Source organism: Streptomyces yongxingensis (assembly GCF_055597465.1).
This window is the reverse complement of sequence record NZ_CM145717.1, coordinates 5,554,413-5,570,215: the sequence shown is the minus strand read 5'-3', so window position 1 is coordinate 5,570,215 and position 15,803 is coordinate 5,554,413. Positions and strand designations below refer to the sequence as shown.

19 protein-coding genes are annotated in these 15,803 nt (G+C 72.0%); 11 read left to right on the top strand and 8 right to left on the bottom strand.

Going from position 1 to position 15,803, the window contains the following annotated elements:
• Nucleotides 1–63: 63 nt before the first annotated feature.
• The 3 genes from ACZ6TD_RS23900 (at nt 64) to ACZ6TD_RS23890 (ending at nt 2,633) form a co-directional block, all read left to right on the top strand.
• Entirely contained in the window at nt 64–906 is an 843-nt protein-coding gene (locus ACZ6TD_RS23900; protein WP_471357985.1) for an ABC transporter permease, read from the top strand.
• Entirely contained in the window at nt 903–2,003 is a 1,101-nt protein-coding gene (locus ACZ6TD_RS23895; RefSeq protein WP_471357345.1) for an ABC transporter ATP-binding protein, read from the top strand. The genes ACZ6TD_RS23900 and ACZ6TD_RS23895 overlap by 4 nt, the downstream gene beginning before the upstream one ends.
• A gap of 360 nt (nt 2,004–2,363) precedes the next feature.
• Complete coding sequence (locus ACZ6TD_RS23890) at nt 2,364–2,633, top strand: hypothetical protein (protein WP_471357343.1); 270 nt, start codon at nt 2,364–2,366, stop codon at nt 2,631–2,633.
• A gap of 608 nt (nt 2,634–3,241) precedes the next feature.
• On the opposite strand, the gene ACZ6TD_RS23885 is transcribed toward ACZ6TD_RS23890, so the two are convergent.
• Nucleotides 3,242–3,436, bottom strand: a complete 195-nt coding sequence (locus tag ACZ6TD_RS23885; protein ID WP_471357340.1) for a DUF397 domain-containing protein — start codon at nt 3,434–3,436, stop codon at nt 3,242–3,244.
• A gap of 11 nt (nt 3,437–3,447) precedes the next feature.
• Complete coding sequence (locus tag ACZ6TD_RS23880; protein ID WP_471357337.1) at nt 3,448–4,338, bottom strand: helix-turn-helix domain-containing protein; 891 nt, start codon at nt 4,336–4,338, stop codon at nt 3,448–3,450.
• Nucleotides 4,339–4,519: 181 nt separating this feature from the next.
• On the opposite strand from ACZ6TD_RS23880, the gene ACZ6TD_RS23875 reads away from it, so the two are divergent.
• The 7 genes from ACZ6TD_RS23875 to ACZ6TD_RS23845 all read left to right on the top strand — a co-directional run bounded on the left by ACZ6TD_RS23875 (nt 4,520) and on the right by ACZ6TD_RS23845 (nt 9,582).
• On the top strand, nt 4,520–4,960 hold the full coding sequence (locus tag ACZ6TD_RS23875) for an ATP-binding protein (RefSeq protein WP_471357335.1): 441 nt from the start codon (nt 4,520–4,522) through the stop codon (nt 4,958–4,960).
• Nucleotides 4,957–5,181, top strand: a complete 225-nt coding sequence (locus tag ACZ6TD_RS23870; protein ID WP_471357332.1) for a hypothetical protein — start codon at nt 4,957–4,959, stop codon at nt 5,179–5,181. Before ACZ6TD_RS23875 ends, ACZ6TD_RS23870 begins: the two co-directional genes overlap by 4 nt.
• 50 nt (nt 5,182–5,231) lie before the next feature.
• Nucleotides 5,232–6,002, top strand: coding sequence for a hypothetical protein (locus ACZ6TD_RS23865; protein ID WP_471357329.1), 771 nt, complete (start codon nt 5,232–5,234; stop codon nt 6,000–6,002).
• A gap of 296 nt (nt 6,003–6,298) precedes the next feature.
• Nucleotides 6,299–6,808, top strand: a complete 510-nt coding sequence (locus tag ACZ6TD_RS23860; RefSeq protein ID WP_471357326.1) for a toxin-antitoxin system HicB family antitoxin — start codon at nt 6,299–6,301, stop codon at nt 6,806–6,808.
• A gap of 82 nt (nt 6,809–6,890) precedes the next feature.
• Entirely contained in the window at nt 6,891–7,733 is an 843-nt protein-coding gene (locus ACZ6TD_RS23855) for a DUF4097 family beta strand repeat-containing protein (RefSeq protein ID WP_471357322.1), read from the top strand.
• An 89-nt stretch (nt 7,734–7,822) separates the two neighbouring features.
• Nucleotides 7,823–8,803, top strand: coding sequence for an ATP-binding cassette domain-containing protein (locus ACZ6TD_RS23850; RefSeq protein ID WP_471357319.1), 981 nt, complete (start codon nt 7,823–7,825; stop codon nt 8,801–8,803).
• Nucleotides 8,800–9,582 carry an ABC transporter permease gene (locus ACZ6TD_RS23845; protein WP_471357316.1) on the top strand — a complete coding sequence of 261 codons (783 nt, stop codon included), beginning with the start codon at nt 8,800–8,802 and terminating at the stop codon, nt 9,580–9,582. Before ACZ6TD_RS23850 ends, ACZ6TD_RS23845 begins: the two co-directional genes overlap by 4 nt.
• A gap of 125 nt (nt 9,583–9,707) precedes the next feature.
• On the opposite strand, the gene ACZ6TD_RS23840 is transcribed toward ACZ6TD_RS23845, so the two are convergent.
• A complete protein-coding gene (locus ACZ6TD_RS23840) occupies nt 9,708–10,721 on the bottom strand; it encodes a zinc-dependent alcohol dehydrogenase family protein (protein ID WP_471357313.1) in 1,014 nt (337 codons plus the stop codon).
• A gap of 16 nt (nt 10,722–10,737) precedes the next feature.
• Nucleotides 10,738–11,712, bottom strand: a complete 975-nt coding sequence (locus ACZ6TD_RS23835; protein WP_471357311.1) for a PhzF family phenazine biosynthesis isomerase — start codon at nt 11,710–11,712, stop codon at nt 10,738–10,740.
• Between the two features lie 108 nt (nt 11,713–11,820).
• Between ACZ6TD_RS23835 and ACZ6TD_RS23830 the strand changes: the two genes are divergently transcribed.
• Nucleotides 11,821–12,720: a LysR family transcriptional regulator gene (locus tag ACZ6TD_RS23830; protein WP_471357308.1), complete on the top strand. Its 900-nt coding sequence runs from the start codon at nt 11,821–11,823 to the stop codon at nt 12,718–12,720.
• 52 nt (nt 12,721–12,772) lie between these two features.
• Here the strand turns inward: ACZ6TD_RS23830 and ACZ6TD_RS23825 are convergent, their stop codons facing one another.
• The 4 genes from ACZ6TD_RS23825 to ACZ6TD_RS23810 all read right to left on the bottom strand — a co-directional run bounded on the left by ACZ6TD_RS23825 (nt 12,773) and on the right by ACZ6TD_RS23810 (nt 15,722).
• Nucleotides 12,773–13,204 (bottom strand): NUDIX hydrolase, encoded by a 432-nt coding sequence (locus ACZ6TD_RS23825; protein WP_470002969.1) that lies wholly within the window; start codon nt 13,202–13,204, stop codon nt 12,773–12,775.
• A gap of 362 nt (nt 13,205–13,566) precedes the next feature.
• Complete coding sequence (locus ACZ6TD_RS23820; protein ID WP_471357306.1) at nt 13,567–14,661, bottom strand: SPFH domain-containing protein; 1,095 nt, start codon at nt 14,659–14,661, stop codon at nt 13,567–13,569.
• Nucleotides 14,662–14,672: 11 nt separating this feature from the next.
• Nucleotides 14,673–14,924, bottom strand: a complete 252-nt coding sequence (locus tag ACZ6TD_RS23815) for a hypothetical protein (RefSeq protein WP_471357303.1) — start codon at nt 14,922–14,924, stop codon at nt 14,673–14,675.
• Between the two features lie 117 nt (nt 14,925–15,041).
• Nucleotides 15,042–15,722 carry a hypothetical protein gene (locus ACZ6TD_RS23810; protein ID WP_471357301.1) on the bottom strand — a complete coding sequence of 227 codons (681 nt, stop codon included), beginning with the start codon at nt 15,720–15,722 and terminating at the stop codon, nt 15,042–15,044.
• Nucleotides 15,723–15,803 lie beyond the last annotated feature (81 nt).

Genomic DNA, 15,803 nt, shown 5'->3' with positions numbered 1-15,803 from the left:
AACGCCGGGGCGGCGCCGAAGGCCGGGGCCGGGCCAGAGGGGGCCACCGTCCCCCCGGAGGCCCTGGGCGGCGGCACACGGCGACACCGCCCCCGCACCCCCCTCACCCCCCGCACCCCCCGCCTCCGCGCGGGCGTCCCGCTGCCGCTGCTGCTCCCCGCCCTCGCCGGCCTGGTCTTCCTGGTACTCCCGCTGATCGCGCTGCTGGTCCGCGCGCCCTGGCGGAGCCTGCCCGACCAGTTGACCAGCGTCGCGGTGTGGCAGGCGCTCCGGCTCTCGCTGATCACCGCGACCGCCGCCACCGCCGTGGCGCTGGTGCTGGGCGTGCCCCTGGCCTGGCTGCTGGCCCGCGCCCGCTTCCCCGGCCGCCGGCTGCTGCGCGCCCTGGTGACCCTGCCGCTGGTGCTGCCGCCGGTGGTGGGCGGTGTGGCGCTGCTGCTCGCGCTGGGCCGTAACGGGATCGTGGGCCGCTGGCTGGACTCGGCGTTCGGCGTGACCCTGCCGTTCACCACGGCGGGGGTGGTGGTCGCGGAGGCGTTCGTGGCGATGCCGTTCCTCGTGATCAGCGTCGAGGGCACGCTGCGGGCCGCCGATCCGCGGTACGAGGAGGCCGCCACCACCCTCGGCGCCTCGCGCTTCACCGCCTTCCGGCGCGTCACCCTGCCGATGGTGGCGCCCGGCGTGGCCGCGGGCGCGGTGCTGGCCTGGGCGCGGGCGCTGGGCGAGTTCGGCGCCACGATCACCTTCGCGGGCAACTTCCCCGGCCGTACGCAGACGATGCCGCTATCGGTCTATCTCGCGCTGCAGAGCGATCCGGCCGCCGCCATCGCGCTCAGCCTCGTCCTCCTCGCCGTCTCCATCGCGGTCCTGGCCGGGCTGCGCGACCGCTGGATGGCCGCCTCATGACCCACACGCACACCTCCCCCACCGAGGAGGCCGCGCCGCACACCGACGGCCTCGACGCCCGGCTCGTCGTGGACCGGGGCGGCTTCCGGCTCGACCTGCGGCTGACCGCCGCGCCCGGCGAGGTGGTCGCGCTGCTCGGGCCGAACGGCGCGGGCAAGACGACCGCGCTGCGCGCCCTGGCCGGGCTCACCCCGCTCACCGAGGGGGCGCTGCGGCTGGACGGCCGGACCCTGGAACGGCCGGAGCACCGGCTGAGGGTTCCGCCCGAGGACCGCCCGGTCGGCGTCGTCTTCCAGGACTATCTGCTCTTCCCGCACCTCACCGCGCTCGACAACGTGGCGTTCGGCCCGCGCTGCCACGGGGTGCCGAAGGCGGAGGCCCGTGCCCAGGCGGCCGAGTGGCTGGACCGGATGGGCCTGGCCGACCGCGCTGGCGCCAAACCCCGTGCCCTGTCCGGCGGGCAGGCCCAGCGGGTCGCCCTCGCCCGCGCCCTGGCCACCCGCCCCCGCCTGCTGCTCCTGGACGAACCGCTGGCCGCGCTGGACGCCCGCACCCGCCTCGACGTGCGCGCCGGACTCCGCCGCCATCTGGCCGACTTCGAGGCGGTGGCGGTCCTGGTCACCCACGATCCGCTGGACGCGATGGTGCTGGCCGACCGGCTCGTGGTCGTGGAGGACGGCCGTATCGTCCAGGAGGGCGCTCCGGCGGACATCTCCCGCCGCCCCCGCACCGACTACATCGCCAGCCTCGTCGGCCTCAACCTGTACCAGGGCCGCGCCGACGGCCACACCGTGACGCTCGACGGCGGCACCGCCATCACCACCACCGAGGACCTCACCGGCCCGGTCTTCGTCGCCTTCCCACCCGCCGCGGTCACCCTCCACCGCGACCGCCCCGACTCCAGCGCGCGCAACCTGTGGCGGCTGGAGGTGGCCGGCATGGAGTCCCACGGCGACCAGATCCGCGTCGACCTCACCGGTGAACTCCCCCTCCTGGCGGACCTCACGACGGCGGCGGTGGCCGAACTGTCCCTCCACCCGGGCCGCCCGGTGTGGGCCACGCTGAAGGCAACGCAAACCCACGTATACCCGGCGTAAAGCGGGTCCCGACAGGCCCCGCCTCGCCCTCCACGCAGAGCGGCCGACACACCCACAACTCGACCTCCCGCGTCCTGCTTCCACAGGTCCACGCGACCGTCCCCAGCAACTGATCCCCTATCAGCCGCCGCCCGCACAGCGCACAGTCCCAGCCCTCCAGCTGGGGCCCGGTCAGCGTGTCCGCGTCCGGCATCTCGATGCCGTGCACTGCCGCGAGCGACTGTTGCGCGGCTGGACGACCGTCGGTCACCGTTCTCCCTTCTCCCCAACCCCGAGCTCGGCGACGACGGCCCGAACCAGCGCCTCGCGAAGCCGATTGGGATCGGTGAGACATCGCCCCGGCCCGAGCGGAACGCGCCAATGCAGATACGGCCCGCTGGTCCGGTCAATGGGCGGAACACCCAGGTACGAGGTCTCAAGGCGACCCGTGCCGAGCGTCTGCACCTGCGGATGGCGCGGTGCACCAAGTGGGGCCCGAGCGACCTGGCCGACGAGACCGGCGAGGCCCTCGCCTGGTGGGAGGGCGCCGGGCGACCTGAGCTCTTCGACTTCGGCCTGACGGTCACGGCCGACGGCCACCGGGTGTGGCTCGGCGATCCCTCGGCGGCGTGGCCCCTGCCCACCGCGTAGCCGGAGCGCCGTCCCGCTGGCCGGGGCCGTCCGGCTTGCCCGACGGGCCGCTTCCGCCGGGGGCGCCGCATCGGTCGAGTACGGCGCATGGGGCGGGTCCGCGAATGGGTCGGATCCGCGAATGGGTCGGGTGCGGCGCCGTTTCGCGCGCTTCGCGCGATTGAGCAGCGGGGCAGGGGGCGGGGGCGCGGGTCGACCGCCGACCGCCGGGCCGGTGGGAGTGACCGCCGGTGGCGGCAGCGGCGCCCGGGGGGCGAGGCCCGTCGCCGGACCGGCGGACTCCGTATCCACTGCGACGCTGGACCACCCATCAGCCGCGCCTGGACGGTCCACCGTCGCACTCGACGCCGTAGGGGGGTGCCTCTCCCGAAAACCTTTGACAAGGTAGTTGCTTCAGATCAAGCGTTTTCGGAGGGGGTACCCGGAGGGGCCGTCCCGACGGGCCGCGCTCCGGATCGGCATGGGCCCCCGGGCGCGATTGCCGTCACGGCGCGAGCCCCGCACCGGCCCGGCGGCCGGCAACGCGCCTTGCGCCCCCGCCCCCTGCCCCGCTGCTCAATCGCGCGAAGCGCGCGAGACGATACCCGCACCTGGCATCCGGCCTGCGCTCAGAGGGTGCGATCGAGGCGGCCAGTCTTTATGGCGCGTATGAGGACGCCGAGCGCGGCGGGGGTCGTACGGATCACCGCCTCGGGCTCGTCGCTCTCGCGTATGTGGATGCCGCCAGGGGTGGCGGCGAGTTCCACGCAGTTTTGGTGGACGTCCGTGCTGAAGGAGGACTTGCGCCACTTGAGGTCAGGCATGACCACGCTTCCTAGTAATGGCTGTAGAGGATGTGTTGGATCAGGCCAAGCGAATCGCGAACGTCATGGCTGATCGCCGAAGGGCTGCTGTCCACTGGCGGTAGGGCTACGCCACGGAGCCGGTCGAAGTGCCCTCGGTACTGGGCGACCGAGTCCGGGTCGTGGAGGAACATGGACTGGCTTGCCTGGTCCAACTGGATGGTTTCCAGAATCCCGCCGTGTGAAGCAATCAGGTTGAAGGGCGTGTTCACCATTGGCAGGCCGTCCGCCGTGAAGGGCAGGACCTGGATCGTCACATGCGGCAGTTCCGCCAGCTCTACGAGCCGCAGCAACTGCTTGCGCGTCACGGCCGAGCCTCCGAACCGCATGTGCAGCGCGGCCTCGTGAATAACGGCATGGATCGTGGGTGGCTCTTCGGCGGTGAGCGCTGCTTGGCGCTGCATGCGGAACTCGACCGCCCGATCGATGTCCACGGGATTCGTCACCACGTCGCTGACCCGGAAGATGGCGCGGGTGTAGTCCTCCGACTGGAAGACGCCGGGGATGAACAGCGACTCGTAGGAGCGGAGGCTGACGGCGCGGGACTCGAGTTCCGCCAAGTCCAGGGCTGCGGCAGCCATGTTGCTCTTGTAGCCGCTCCACCAGCCCTTGCCCTTGTCCTCCGAAAGACTGACGAGCGCCTCGATGAAGGGCGCACTTGTGCACCCGTAGCCCTCGCAAAGCCGACGCAGTCGGTCGCTCGGGATCGCCGTGCGGCCGCCTTCGATATGCGTCAGGTGCACACGACCCATGTCGATGAGCGCACCCGCCTCATGCAGCGTCAACCCGGCTTGCTCGCGCAACCTTCGCAGCTCTGCGCCAAGGCGGCGCTGTCTCTCGGTGGGGTTGGTTCGCAGTGCCAACGGGGTCTCTCCTCAGGGTGTGGGCCACAGTCTGCCGTCAGGGGGTGGGTCGGTCCACTCATTCTCGCGATTAGGTTGAACTTGTCATCCTCTATCTCTACCGTGTGTGTGGTGGCGGTCACACAGCGGAGCTGTGTTGGGCCGCACGATGCCCGTTCACGAAGCGCCACGGAGGCGTCGCATGGGAGCACACGCACTCGCACACCCGGAACATCCGCACCGCTACACCCTCTCCGCCCCCGCTCTCCCCACCTCACCCCGCTTGTGCCGCGACTTCGTGCGCGGGATCTTCGCGGCCTCAGGACTGTCCCAACTGGCCGACGCGGCAGCCCTCTGCACCTCGGAGTTAGTCACCAACGTCCACCGGCACGGCAAGGGCGACGTACGGATGGCCGCCACCGTTCAGCACGACCGGGTCCGGGTGACCGTCCACGACGACAGCCCCGAACTCCCCTCGCCCCGCCGCGCCGCGACCGATGAAGCCAACGGGCGCGGCCTCTTCCTGGTCACGGCCCTCTCCGACATCTGCGGCATGACCCTCGACGAATCCACCGAAGGCACCGGCAAAGCGGTGTGGTTCGAGTTCAACGTCCCGCCCATGCACACGAAAAGCCCCGTATGAACCCCACCCCCGCCGAGCGGGTCGCCGCGATCCTCCGGGACGAGTTCGCCGCCCACGGCGTACGGCTCCCCGACATCCGGGCCGACCTCAGCGACCCCCACCAACCGCAACTGCAACTCGGCACCATCCCCCTCGGCACCGGATTCGCGCTGCTGCGCGTACTCACCGACTACCAGCGTCTGCTGAAGGCCGAGCGGGCCCGATCACAGCGGAGAGGGTAGAGCGTCGGTATCCGGCCTGAGCCGGGCCCGGTTGGGGCATGCTGGGGCACATGAGGCAGGGGGAGCCCGGGGAGGGCGAGGGGTATTCGGGGCGGGGCGCGAGGCGGCGATACATCGTCGCGTCCGTGGTGAGCTGTGTGGCCATCGCCGTGGCCGTGACCCATGTGCTGGCGCCGGATCTGAAGATAGACAACGTCACCGTGGCGCTCCTGGTGGTCGCCGTCGTGCCCTGGTTGCGCGATCTGCTCAACAGCATCGAACTGCCGGGTGGGGTGCGCCTGGAGTTCAAGGAGGCGGTCGAGCGGCGCATCGAGGCCGCCGAGCGGATCGCCGACGCCGCCCTCGTGGGGAGCGGCGACGACGGACCCGAGGCCGACGGCGCCACGGCGCTCACGGATGTGCGCCGACTGGCCGCCGAATACCTCGAGGTCCGTACGTCGATGACCGGCGGGTCCGCCCGTACGCAGCGCATGAACGGCATCTTCGCCCGCCTGGTGCGCGCCACCCAGCGGCTCGCCGACCCCGACCTGGACGGCTGGCTCGCCTCCCCGGACGGCGGTCTGCGCCTGGCCGCGTACGCGCGGCTGTACGCGGTGCCGGACGCGGACGCGCTGGCCGTCCTCACGGATGCCGTGGTCAAGGAGCCGCTCGCCTTCAGCCAGTACTGGGGCATCCACGCGCTCGACAAGGTCGTGGACGCCGTCGGGGTCGAGGACGTGCCGCCGGGGGTCGTCCGCCGCCTGGAGGACTGCCGGCCGCGCGGCAGCGACCGGGTGGCCCTGCTGCGGCGTCTGATCGTCAAGCTGCACGGCCTCCACTAGCGGTCCCGCGTCGGCCGTCCCGCATCATCGCTCCGCCCCGCGTCATCGCTCTGCCTTGCGACATCACATGACACCAGGTGGCACCGCTTGGCGCCATCCGGCATCACCCGGGTGCCATCCGGTGCCATCCGGTGTCATTCCGCGCTCCCGAGAGCGCGTGAGTACGCATAGCGCCACAATGACTCAGCTCGGCGCCTGCGCGTTTACCCAGCTCAGAGTGGGTATTCTCGCGCCAGCCTCCCGTAAGGTGTCATTCGGGCTTGCCTGTGGCGCCATTGTGGTGCCATGATGACGTCATGGACCTCACCCCGTATGTCGACACCCTCCGCCGGGAACTCGCGGTGGCCGCCGAGGCCGGCGGTGACGAAGCTCTCGAGCTGGCCGAGCGGCTCACCGCTCCGCTGGAGTCGGCGGCCCGGCTGACCATGCTCAATGTGCTCTCCGCCGCGATGGACGAGATCACCCGGGAGCTCGCCCCAGGCTCGGTCGACGTACGGCTGCGCGGGCTCGACCCCGACTTCGTGGTGACGCTGCCGCCCCGCGACGACGCCCCCTTCGAGGCCGCGCCCGCCGAATCGCTCGCGCCCCCGGCCCCCGTGGACGGCGACGAGGGCGGCACCGCCCGGGTCAATCTGCGACTGCCGGCCCAGCTCAAGGCGCGCGCCGAGGAGGCCGCGTCCCGCGAGGGCCTGTCGGTCAACGCCTGGCTGGTGCGCGCCGTGTCGGCCGCGGTCGACGGCGGCACACAGCCCCGTACGGCAACGAAGACCCGCTCCGCGCAGAACTTCACGGGCTGGGTGCGCTAGCAGCGCCCGCGCCCGACCCAAGCCACCTACAACACGTCCCACCTGCGGGGACGCCCCGACCAGTCATGAGGACGGTACAGCCATGCCTTCTTTCGACACTCCCGAACCGATCACGGTCACCGCCCACGTGGGCGCCGGCTCCCTCCGCTTCACCGCGAGCGACCGCGCGGACACCGCCGTCGAGGTGCGGCCCGGCAGCCCCAAGCGGGACAAGGACGTACGGGCCGCCGAGCAGACCGAGGTCACGTACGCGAACGGCGTGCTGACCATCAGGACGAAGGAGCGGCGCTTCATCGGCCCCTCCGGCGCCGTCGACGTGACGGTCGACCTGCCCGCGGGCTCGGACATCGACGTCACCGGCTCCTGGACCCACGTGGCGAGCGAGGGCCGCCTCGGCAAGACCCGGATCAAGACCTCGGGCGGCGACGTCCGCCTCGATGCGACCGGGCCGCTCCAACTGACCGTCTCCCACGGCTCGATCGCCGTCGCCCGGGTCGAGGGCGCCGCCGAGATCACCACCAGCTCCGGCAGCATGCGCGTCGGCACCGTCGACGGCCCCGCCACCCTGAAGAACTCACACGGCACCACGACCATCGCCGCCGCCCTCGGCGAGCTGCGGGCCAGCGGCGCCCACGGCGACATCGACATCCTGCGCGCCGAAGCCTCGGTCACCGCCACCACCGCCTACGGCTCCCTGCGCGTCGCCGAAGTCGCCTCCGGTGACGTCCAGGTGGAGACGTCCTACGGCGCCATCGACATCGGCATCCGCGAGGGCACCGCCGCCTGGCTCGACGTCAGCGCCGAGCGCGGGCAGGTGCGCAACGCCCTCGCCGACTCCGCGCCGCCGGCCGAGACCGAGAACACCGTCAAGGTCCGCGCCCGGACCCGCTGGGGCAACATCGACGTCCGCCGCGCCAAGGTCTGACGTCCCCAAAAGAGCGACTCCCCCAACTCACCTACGAGACCGACCACTTCACACTTCGAGCCGGAGGGCTCTCCATGCGCTCATCTGTCATGCCCACATCCAGGGGCGCGGCTTCCCCCGCCGTTTCCACCGCCGATCTGCGCAAGTCCTACGGCGACAAGGTCGTGCTCGACGGCATCGATCTGCGCATCCCGGCCGGGACCGTGTTCGCGCTGCTCGGCCCGAACGGCGCCGGGAAGACGACGACCGTGCAGATCCTGTCCACGCTGATTGCCGCCGACGGCGGGCAGGCCCAGGTCGCCGGTCACGACGTCGCCACGTCGCCGGACGGGGTGCGCGCCGCGATCGGCGTCACCGGGCAGTTCGCCGCGCTCGACGACCTGCTCACCGCCGAGGAGAACCTGCTCCTCATGGCCGACCTGCTGCGCCTCGGCAAGCGCGAGGGCAGGAAGCGCGCCAAGGAACTGCTCGAGCGGTTCGACATCGCGGACGTCGCGGGCAACCGCGCCGCGACCTTCTCCGGCGGTATGCGGCGCCGGCTCGACATCGCCATGACGCTGGTCGGCGACCCGAAGGTGATCTTCCTGGACGAGCCGACGACCGGGCTCGACCCGCGCAGCCGCCGCACCATGTGGGAGACCGTGCGCTCGCTGGTCGCGGGCGGCACCACTGTCTTCCTCACCACCCAATACCTCGAAGAGGCCGACCAGTTGGCCGACCGGATCGCCGTGCTCGACGGCGGCCGGATCGTCGCCGAGGGCACCGCCGACGAACTCAAGGCGCAGATCCCCGGCAGCCATGTGCGGCTGCGGTTCACCGAGCCCGCCGAGTACGAGCGCGCGGCCACCGCCTTCCCCGGTGCGGCCCGTGACGACGAGAACCTCGCCCTGCGCGTGGCGGGCGGCGGTGGCCTCGACGCGCTGCGCGCCCTGCTCGACCGGCTCGACACCGCCGGTATCCGGGCCGCCGACTTCTCCGTGCACACCCCCGACCTGGACGACGTGTTCCTCGCCCTGACCGGCGACGGCACCGCCGACACTCCGCTTCACGTCAAGGAGACCCTGCGATGAGCACCCTCGCCTACGCCGTGCACGACTCCATGACGATGTTGCGGCGCAACCTCAAGCACGCGATCCGCTATCCGATGGTGGGGTTCGGCAGCGCCATGATGCCGATCATGATGCTGCTGCTGTTCGTGTACGCCTTCGGTGACTCGATCGGCACCGGCATGGGCGGCGGCCGGGACGCGTATCTGGACTATCTGACGCCCGGCATCATCATCATGGGGGTGGCCGCCGGTTCGATGTCGACCTCGGTCGCGGTCTGCTCCGATATGACCGAGGGCATCATCAACCGCTTCCGCACCATGAACATCACCCGCTCGTCGTTCATGACGGGGCATGTCATCGGCAGCGTCATCCAGACGATGGTGTGCATCGTCCCGGTCGTCGGCGTGGCGCTCGCCGTCGGATTCCGGTCGGACGCGAGCCCACTGGAGTGGCTGGCCGCCGCCGGACTCATCGCGGCCATCGCGTTCGCGGTGACCTGGCTGTCGGCGGCGCTCGGCCTGATCTCCAAGACCGTCGAGTCCGCGAGCAACAAACCACTGCTGGTCCAGTTCATGCCGTTCCTCGGCTCCGCGTTCGTGCCGGCCGACTCGATGTCGCCGGGCCTGCGCTGGTTCGCCGAGAACCAGCCGTTCACGCCGATGACCGAGACGCTGCGCGGCCTGCTCTCCGGCTCGGAGATAGGCAACAACGGCTGGATCTCGCTCGCCTGGTGCGCCGGCATCGCCCTGGTCGGCTACGTCTGGTCGCGCTCGCTGTTCAACAGCACCACCAAGCGCTGAGAGCCCCGCGTTGACCTCATCCACGCGCCACGGCGGAGGGCCCCGATGCACACAGGGCCCTCCGCCGTGGCGCAGCGGCGACTACTTTGGCGGCAGCGCTGACGCCGACGCCGGGGGGCTCGTCGTCACGCGTCCGTGATGACCACCTTCCCGAAGTGCCCCCGCCCCGCGAAGTACCGGTACGCGGCGGGCGCCTCGGCGAACGGGAAGGCGCGGTCGACGACGGGGCGCAGGCGGTGGTGCTCGATCGCGCGGTTCATCCGCTCGAACATCTCGCGGCTGCCCACGAACATCCCCTGCAGCGTGACCCCCTTGAGCAGGACGGAGGACGGGTCGGCCCCGCCGTCCCGGGCCAGTACGCCGATGAGGCTGATCCGCCCGCCGACGCGTACGGCGTCAAGCGACTGCGGCAGGGTGCCCGAGCCGCCCACCTCCACGACGTGGTCGACTCCGCCGTCGGTCGCCTCGGCCACCAGGCGGCCCCAGTCGGGGGTGCGGGCGTAGTTGACGCCGTCCGTGGCGCCGAGCGAGCGCAGCCGCTCCAGCTTGGCGTCGTCGCTGGAGGTGGCGAGCACCCTCGCGCCGCCGAGCGCGGCGAACTGGAGGGCGAACAGGGACACTCCACCGCTGCCCAGGGTCAGCACCGTCTGGCCGGGGGTGAGTCCGCCGGTGACCGCCACCGCGTGCCAGGCGGTCACGGCGGCGCAGGGCAGCGTCGCGGTCTCGGCGAAGTCGAGATGCGCGGGGGCGGCGACCAGGGCCTCCTGGTCGAAGAGGACGTACTCGGCGAGCACCCCGTCCGCCGGGCCGCCCAGCGCGCCCGCCGTCTTCCGCGCGGTGGGCGGCCCGGAGAGCCAGCCGGGCATGAAGATCCCGGCGACGCGGTCGCCCTCCCGCCACCGGGTGACCTCGGAACCGGCGTCCACCACCTCGCCCGCGCCATCGGACAGCGGCACGACATCGGGCTTCAGGGCACGTCCGTACGTGTCCGACGCGATCATCAGATCCCGGTAGTTGAGCGACCAGGCCCGCATCCGGACCAGCACCTCGCGCGGCCCCGGGGCGGGCACCTCGCGCTCGTCCAGCCGGAGGGCGTCCACGCCGGTCAGGCGCGGCAAGTGGTAGTAGCGCGTCTTCATCACACCGTTCCTGTTCTCACGCGGTCCGCGGGATCGGGACGGCCTGGCCGCTGACCCGCGCCCGGGGGTCGTCGGGTGTGACGTCGAGCAGGAGGTCGCTGGGGCGGCCCATGTCCTCGCCCTGGCGGATACGGACCCTGGTCTGGCCGCCGACCAGGCCGAGTACCCGCAGATAGCCGCCGAAGGCGGCGGCCGCGGCACCGGTGGCCGGGTCCTCGACCACCCCGCCGACGGGGAACGGATCGCGGGCGTGGAAGACCACGTTCTCGGCGGAGCCGTCCGCGGACGGCTCCGCGGTCTCGCGCCACACCAGGTGCACCGTCGTCCAGCCGCGCCGCCGCATCACCGCATCGAGCGCGTCGAAGTCGTAGTCCAGGTCCGCCAGCCGCTCGCGGGTGGCGGCGGCGAGGACGAGGTGGTCGTTGCCCGCGAAGGCGACGTGCGGGGGCAGGGCCGGGTCCAGGTCGTCCGCGGACCAGCCCAGCGCCGCCAGCGTCGGCTCGAGCTCCGTGCCCGGGTCGGCGGGGCGCGACCGCGTGGGAACGCTGGTGAGCGTGGCGCGGGGCGGGCCGTCGCCGTCGGCCGTGGTCTCGACGCGGATCTCGCCCGAGGCCGTGTCGAAGACCAGCTCACCCGGGCCGTCGCGCTCGGCGAGGGCCACGGCCGTGGCGATGGTGGCGTGTCCGCAGAACGCGACCTCGGAGAGCGGGCTGAAGTACCGCAGCCGGTAGCGGCGCGCGGCCTCGTCCCGCTCGGTGACGAACGCGGTCTCCGAGTAGCCGACCCGCGCGGCGACGGCGGTCATGGCCGCGTCGTCGTCCGCGACGGCCGCGGCGTCGAGGACCACACCGGCGGGATTGCCGCCGTCGGGACGGCTGGTGAAGGCGGAGTAGTGCAGAACGTCGACATCTGGGGTGGACGCGGTGGACGTGGTGGACGTGCTGGGCGTCGTGGATGTGGTGGATGGGGTGGGTTCGGTGGGTGCGGTCATGCCGTCCACGGTTCCACCGGCCCCGGTATCGCGTCCAACGATTCCTTTCGCTGGAGTCGATCGAGAAACCCAATGAGGGCAGGTCGGGGGCCATCTATCCTGACCGTTGTGGACACACGACTCCTGAAGACGTTCGCGGCGCTGGCGAGAACCGGCAGCTTCACGGCGACCGCCACCGAGCTCCATCTCGCCCAGTCCACCGTCACCGTCCAGATACGCGCCCTGGAACGGGAGCTGGGCACCCGCCTCTTCGACCGGCTGCCTTCAGGCACCCTGCCGACCAGCGCCGGACGCCGACTGCTGACGGAGGCCGAGGAGGTCCTGGACGCCGAGGCCCGGCTGCGCGCGGTGGCGGCGGCCGGAAACGGCGACGGCGCGGACGGCGCGGTGGAGGGCCCCGTCGCCCTCGGCGCGGGCGAGTCGCTGTGCGCCTCGCACCTCCCCCGCGTGATCGCCTCGCTGCGCCGCAGTCACCCCGGTATCGACGTCCACCTCCACCCCGCGGGCAGCGCGGCGGCCGTCGAGGGGCTGCGTACGGGACGGCTCGACCTCGTCCTCCTCCTCGAACAGGACGTGACCGACGCCGACCTGGTGGCCCGTACCATCGCCCGCGAACCCCTCGTCTACGTCGCCGCCCCCGGCCACCCGCTGGCCGGACGCGAGGCGGGCTGGGACGAGCTGGCCGGGCAGAGCTTCTTCGTCCACGAGCAGGGCTGCTCCTACAGCGACCACCTCGTCCGCACCCTCCTCGCCCTCCCCGGCCCGGCACCGCGCCTCACCCGCTTCGGCAGCATCGAGGCCGCCCGCGCCTGCGTCGCCGCGGGCCTCGGCCTGACGCTGCTCCCCCGCGCCACGGTGGAACGGCAGCTCGCCGAGGGCTGTCTCGCCGAGGTCCACGGCCCGGCCATCCCCCCGGTCCCCGTCCAGCTCACCCGCCACCGCCGCCGCTGGACCAGCCCGGCGGCGCGGGCGGTGGCGGACGAGCTGACGCGGCTGCTCGCGGCGTGAGCCGTACGTCGGACGAGCTTCGGACGAGCGTCGAATGAGCCTCGAATGAGCCTCAGACGAGCGTGACGCCGTCGTGGGCGCGGATCGCCGGTGGGGTGGCGGTGTCGAGGGCGTCCAGGACGCGCACGGCGTACGCCTCGTCGGCGAGATCGGGGACCTCGGCGCGGGTGGCCCAGCGCCAGGCCCGGGTGCGGGGGCCGGTGGCGGGGGTGCCGTCGAGGGCCTCGCAGCGGAAGACGAGGGAGACGGTGAGGTCGTTCATGTCCTTGTAAACCCCGGTGAGCGCGGCCGGGAGCGCGATCTTGACGCCCGTCTCCTCGAGGATCTCGCGCTGGAGGGCGTCGGGGATGGTGGCGTCGGGGTCGAGCGCACCGCCCGGCGGTTCCCAGGTGCTGCCGTCGCGCCGCTTGATCAGCAGCGCTCGGCCGCGCTCGTCCACGATGACTCCGGCGACGCTGACGCGGTGCGGGCGGTCAGTGGTCACGTTCCTCGGCCCTCTCGGCTGGCTGGGGGTTTCTCACGGTAGCAACGCCCGGACGGGGCCGGGGCCATGACCGAGGAGCCGACCCCACCACGACCGCTGCGCGGCAGGGGCTTCGCCCCTGGCCCCGGGGTCGGGGGCGGAGCCCAGCGCCTTCGCGGTCCGCCGCCCGCCCGCCGATTCGGCCATACGGCTGCTGCGTGGCGGGGGCTTCGCCCCTTGGCCCCGGGGTCTGGGGCGGAGCCTCGTTTCCCCGGGGTCTGGGGCGCGGCCCCGTTTCCTCCGGGGTCTGGGGCGGAGCCCCAGTTTCGGGAAGGGGCGGGGAGGGGAACAGCCCGCCGCAGGCGTCACGATCCCTTGGCCCCCTAACGCTCCGCGCCCGGGGCGCCCATGTTGCGCCGTACCGCGTCCAGGATGGTCAGCCCCTGGCCGACCAGGCCCGCCGCGATCTCGCCCAGCCCGTCCGCCCCGTTGAGGACGTTGACGTTCGCCCCGGAGAGCCCGGAGGCGGCCTCCTTGACGATCTGCGGCAGTTGGTCGATCAGCATGCGGTCGAGCGCGACCCGGCCGTGTGAGGCCGCCGCCTCGGCCTGGATCTTCATCCGCTCCGCCTCGGCCAGCGCCACCACCCGGATCCGCTCGGCCTCCGCCTCCGCCGGCTTCACGATCTCGGCCACCAGTTGCTGTTGCCGCAGATCGGCCGCCCGCTGGGCCAACTCCGTCCGCGCCGACAGCACTTCCTGCTGTGCGTGCGCCTCCGCCAGCGGTCCGGCCTGGGCGGCCTGCGCCTGGGCGCGGTCCACCTCGGCGTTGTACTGGGCCTGCACCACGGCCGTCTGCCGCGCGTACTCGGCCTGGTTGCGCGCCGCCTCCTGCTCCGCCTCGGCCGCCGCCTGGCTGGCCTGCGCCTGGGCGATCTGGGCCTGCCGCTGGATGGCGGCCTTGTGCGGGGCGGACATCGCGTCGATATAGCCGGTGTCGCCGTCGTCGATCGACTGGATCTGCAACGAGTCCACGATCAGACCGATCTTCGCCATCTCCGCCTTGGAGGTGTCCAGCACCTCGGTGGCCAGCTTCTGCCGCTCGGTGATGAGCTCCTCGACCGTCATCGAGCCGATGATGGACCGCAGATGACCCGCGAAGATCCGCCCGGTCAGCACCGCCATCTGCTCCTGGTCGGAGAGGAACCGCTGCCCCGCGTTGACGATGGACTCGGTGTCGTTGCCCACCTTGAACGCGATCACCGCGCGCACCGTCAGCGTGATGCCCTGTCGACTGACGCACTTCTCCGCGACCTCGGCCTCGCACATCGCCAGCGTCAGGAAGCGGACCTTGCGGAAGACCGGAAGCACGAACTTGCCGTGCCCGGTCACCACGCGAAACGGCGCACCCCCATGTCCACGCCTGCCACCCGATATCAGCATCGCCTGGTCGGGTGCGGGCACGCGGTAACCGAACATCCTTCGTCTCCTCAACCGGCGCCGCCGGCCCCGCCGGACGACGCGTTCAATGGATCGGTCCACTCGATGACGTCGACCTGGCGGGAGCCGCGGAAGTCGATCACGAGCACGGACGCGCCTTGCGGCAGCGGGTCGGAGGACCAGGCGAGGAACGTCTCCGAGCCGCCTCTGACGCGCACCAGGACCTCGCCGGGACCATCGGCACCACGGGTGCCGAGAAGCAGCACCCCGGTGCGACCGATCACAGGATCATCCGGTGTCATGCGGCAGCCGCCCCCCGTCGTTCCGCTGCTGAAATCCGACGTTAGACCCTTTTCTCGGCGCCGGATACGGTTGTGCGCAGCGGGGATCGGGCGAACCGCCACCCGCGTGGACGGCCGCTACGAGGTGGCGTCCTTGGCGTCGGTGTCCTTGGCTCCGTCGCTCTTGGCGTCGGTGTCCTTGGAGTCCGTGTCGCTGCCGGTGTCCGCGTCGGCCTCGCCGTCCTCGCCGCCCTCCGAGTCCTCGAAATACGCGTCGAGCACCGCGTCCAGCTCCGCCGTCCATTCCTTGAGGAGCTTGCGGGCCGGTGCCTCGACATCGGCGGTGTACCAGCGCCGGTTGGTCGTATAGACGGTGATCCCGAAGCGCTTGCCGAACCGCGGGGTGTCGACCTCCACCGCGCCGATCTCGTCCCACCCGAACTCGGCCTTCTCACCGTCGAGCTCGAACGTGACCCCTCGGCGCCCGGCCCGTATCGCACCGCGCCGGTCGGACACCTCGAAGACGGCCCCGCCGTCCTCGTCCTCCTCGTCGTCGTCCGCTTCCCCGTCGGACGCGACGACGTCCTTCGACGCGTCGGCTTCACCGTCGGACTCCGCCTCGGCCCCGACGCCCTCTTCCTCGTCGAGCTCCGGCTCGTCCTCGGCGGTGACTTCCTCCGGCGGCCGCTCCGCCGCTGCCTTGTCCGGGGCGTCCTCCTCCACATCGGCAGGGCGCGGGGACGTCAGGCCGGGGATGTACCCCGGATCCGTCCCGGCGGTGTGCATGGGCGGGATGATCGGTCCAGTGCTCTGCTCCACGGCCGGAAGTATTGCCGATAAACCTGTGCCGACGACAGGCAACCCCGACCCCAATCGAGCCGACGGGGGAAAGCCGCAGGT

Excerpts from the sequence above, each read along its gene's own strand:
- ACZ6TD_RS23895 (WP_471357345.1), top strand. The coding sequence starts at position 903 with ATGACCCACACGCACACCTCCCCCACCGAGGAGGCCGCGCCGCACACC.
- ACZ6TD_RS23890 (WP_471357343.1), top strand. The coding sequence starts at position 2,364 with ATGCAGATACGGCCCGCTGGTCCGGTCAATGGGCGGAACACCCAGGTA.
- ACZ6TD_RS23885 (WP_471357340.1), bottom strand. The coding sequence starts at position 3,436 with ATGCCTGACCTCAAGTGGCGCAAGTCCTCCTTCAGCACGGACGTCCAC.
- ACZ6TD_RS23875 (WP_471357335.1), top strand. The coding sequence starts at position 4,520 with ATGGGAGCACACGCACTCGCACACCCGGAACATCCGCACCGCTACACC.
- ACZ6TD_RS23870 (WP_471357332.1), top strand. The coding sequence starts at position 4,957 with ATGAACCCCACCCCCGCCGAGCGGGTCGCCGCGATCCTCCGGGACGAG.
- ACZ6TD_RS23865 (WP_471357329.1), top strand. The coding sequence starts at position 5,232 with ATGAGGCAGGGGGAGCCCGGGGAGGGCGAGGGGTATTCGGGGCGGGGC.
- ACZ6TD_RS23860 (WP_471357326.1), top strand. The coding sequence starts at position 6,299 with ATGGACCTCACCCCGTATGTCGACACCCTCCGCCGGGAACTCGCGGTG.
- ACZ6TD_RS23855 (WP_471357322.1), top strand. The coding sequence starts at position 6,891 with ATGCCTTCTTTCGACACTCCCGAACCGATCACGGTCACCGCCCACGTG.
- ACZ6TD_RS23850 (WP_471357319.1), top strand. The coding sequence starts at position 7,823 with ATGCCCACATCCAGGGGCGCGGCTTCCCCCGCCGTTTCCACCGCCGAT.
- ACZ6TD_RS23845 (WP_471357316.1), top strand. The coding sequence starts at position 8,800 with ATGAGCACCCTCGCCTACGCCGTGCACGACTCCATGACGATGTTGCGG.
- ACZ6TD_RS23840 (WP_471357313.1), bottom strand. The coding sequence starts at position 10,721 with ATGAAGACGCGCTACTACCACTTGCCGCGCCTGACCGGCGTGGACGCC.
- ACZ6TD_RS23835 (WP_471357311.1), bottom strand. The coding sequence starts at position 11,712 with ATGACCGCACCCACCGAACCCACCCCATCCACCACATCCACGACGCCC.
- ACZ6TD_RS23820 (WP_471357306.1), bottom strand. The coding sequence starts at position 14,661 with ATGTTCGGTTACCGCGTGCCCGCACCCGACCAGGCGATGCTGATATCG.
- ACZ6TD_RS23815 (WP_471357303.1), bottom strand. The coding sequence starts at position 14,924 with ATGACACCGGATGATCCTGTGATCGGTCGCACCGGGGTGCTGCTTCTC.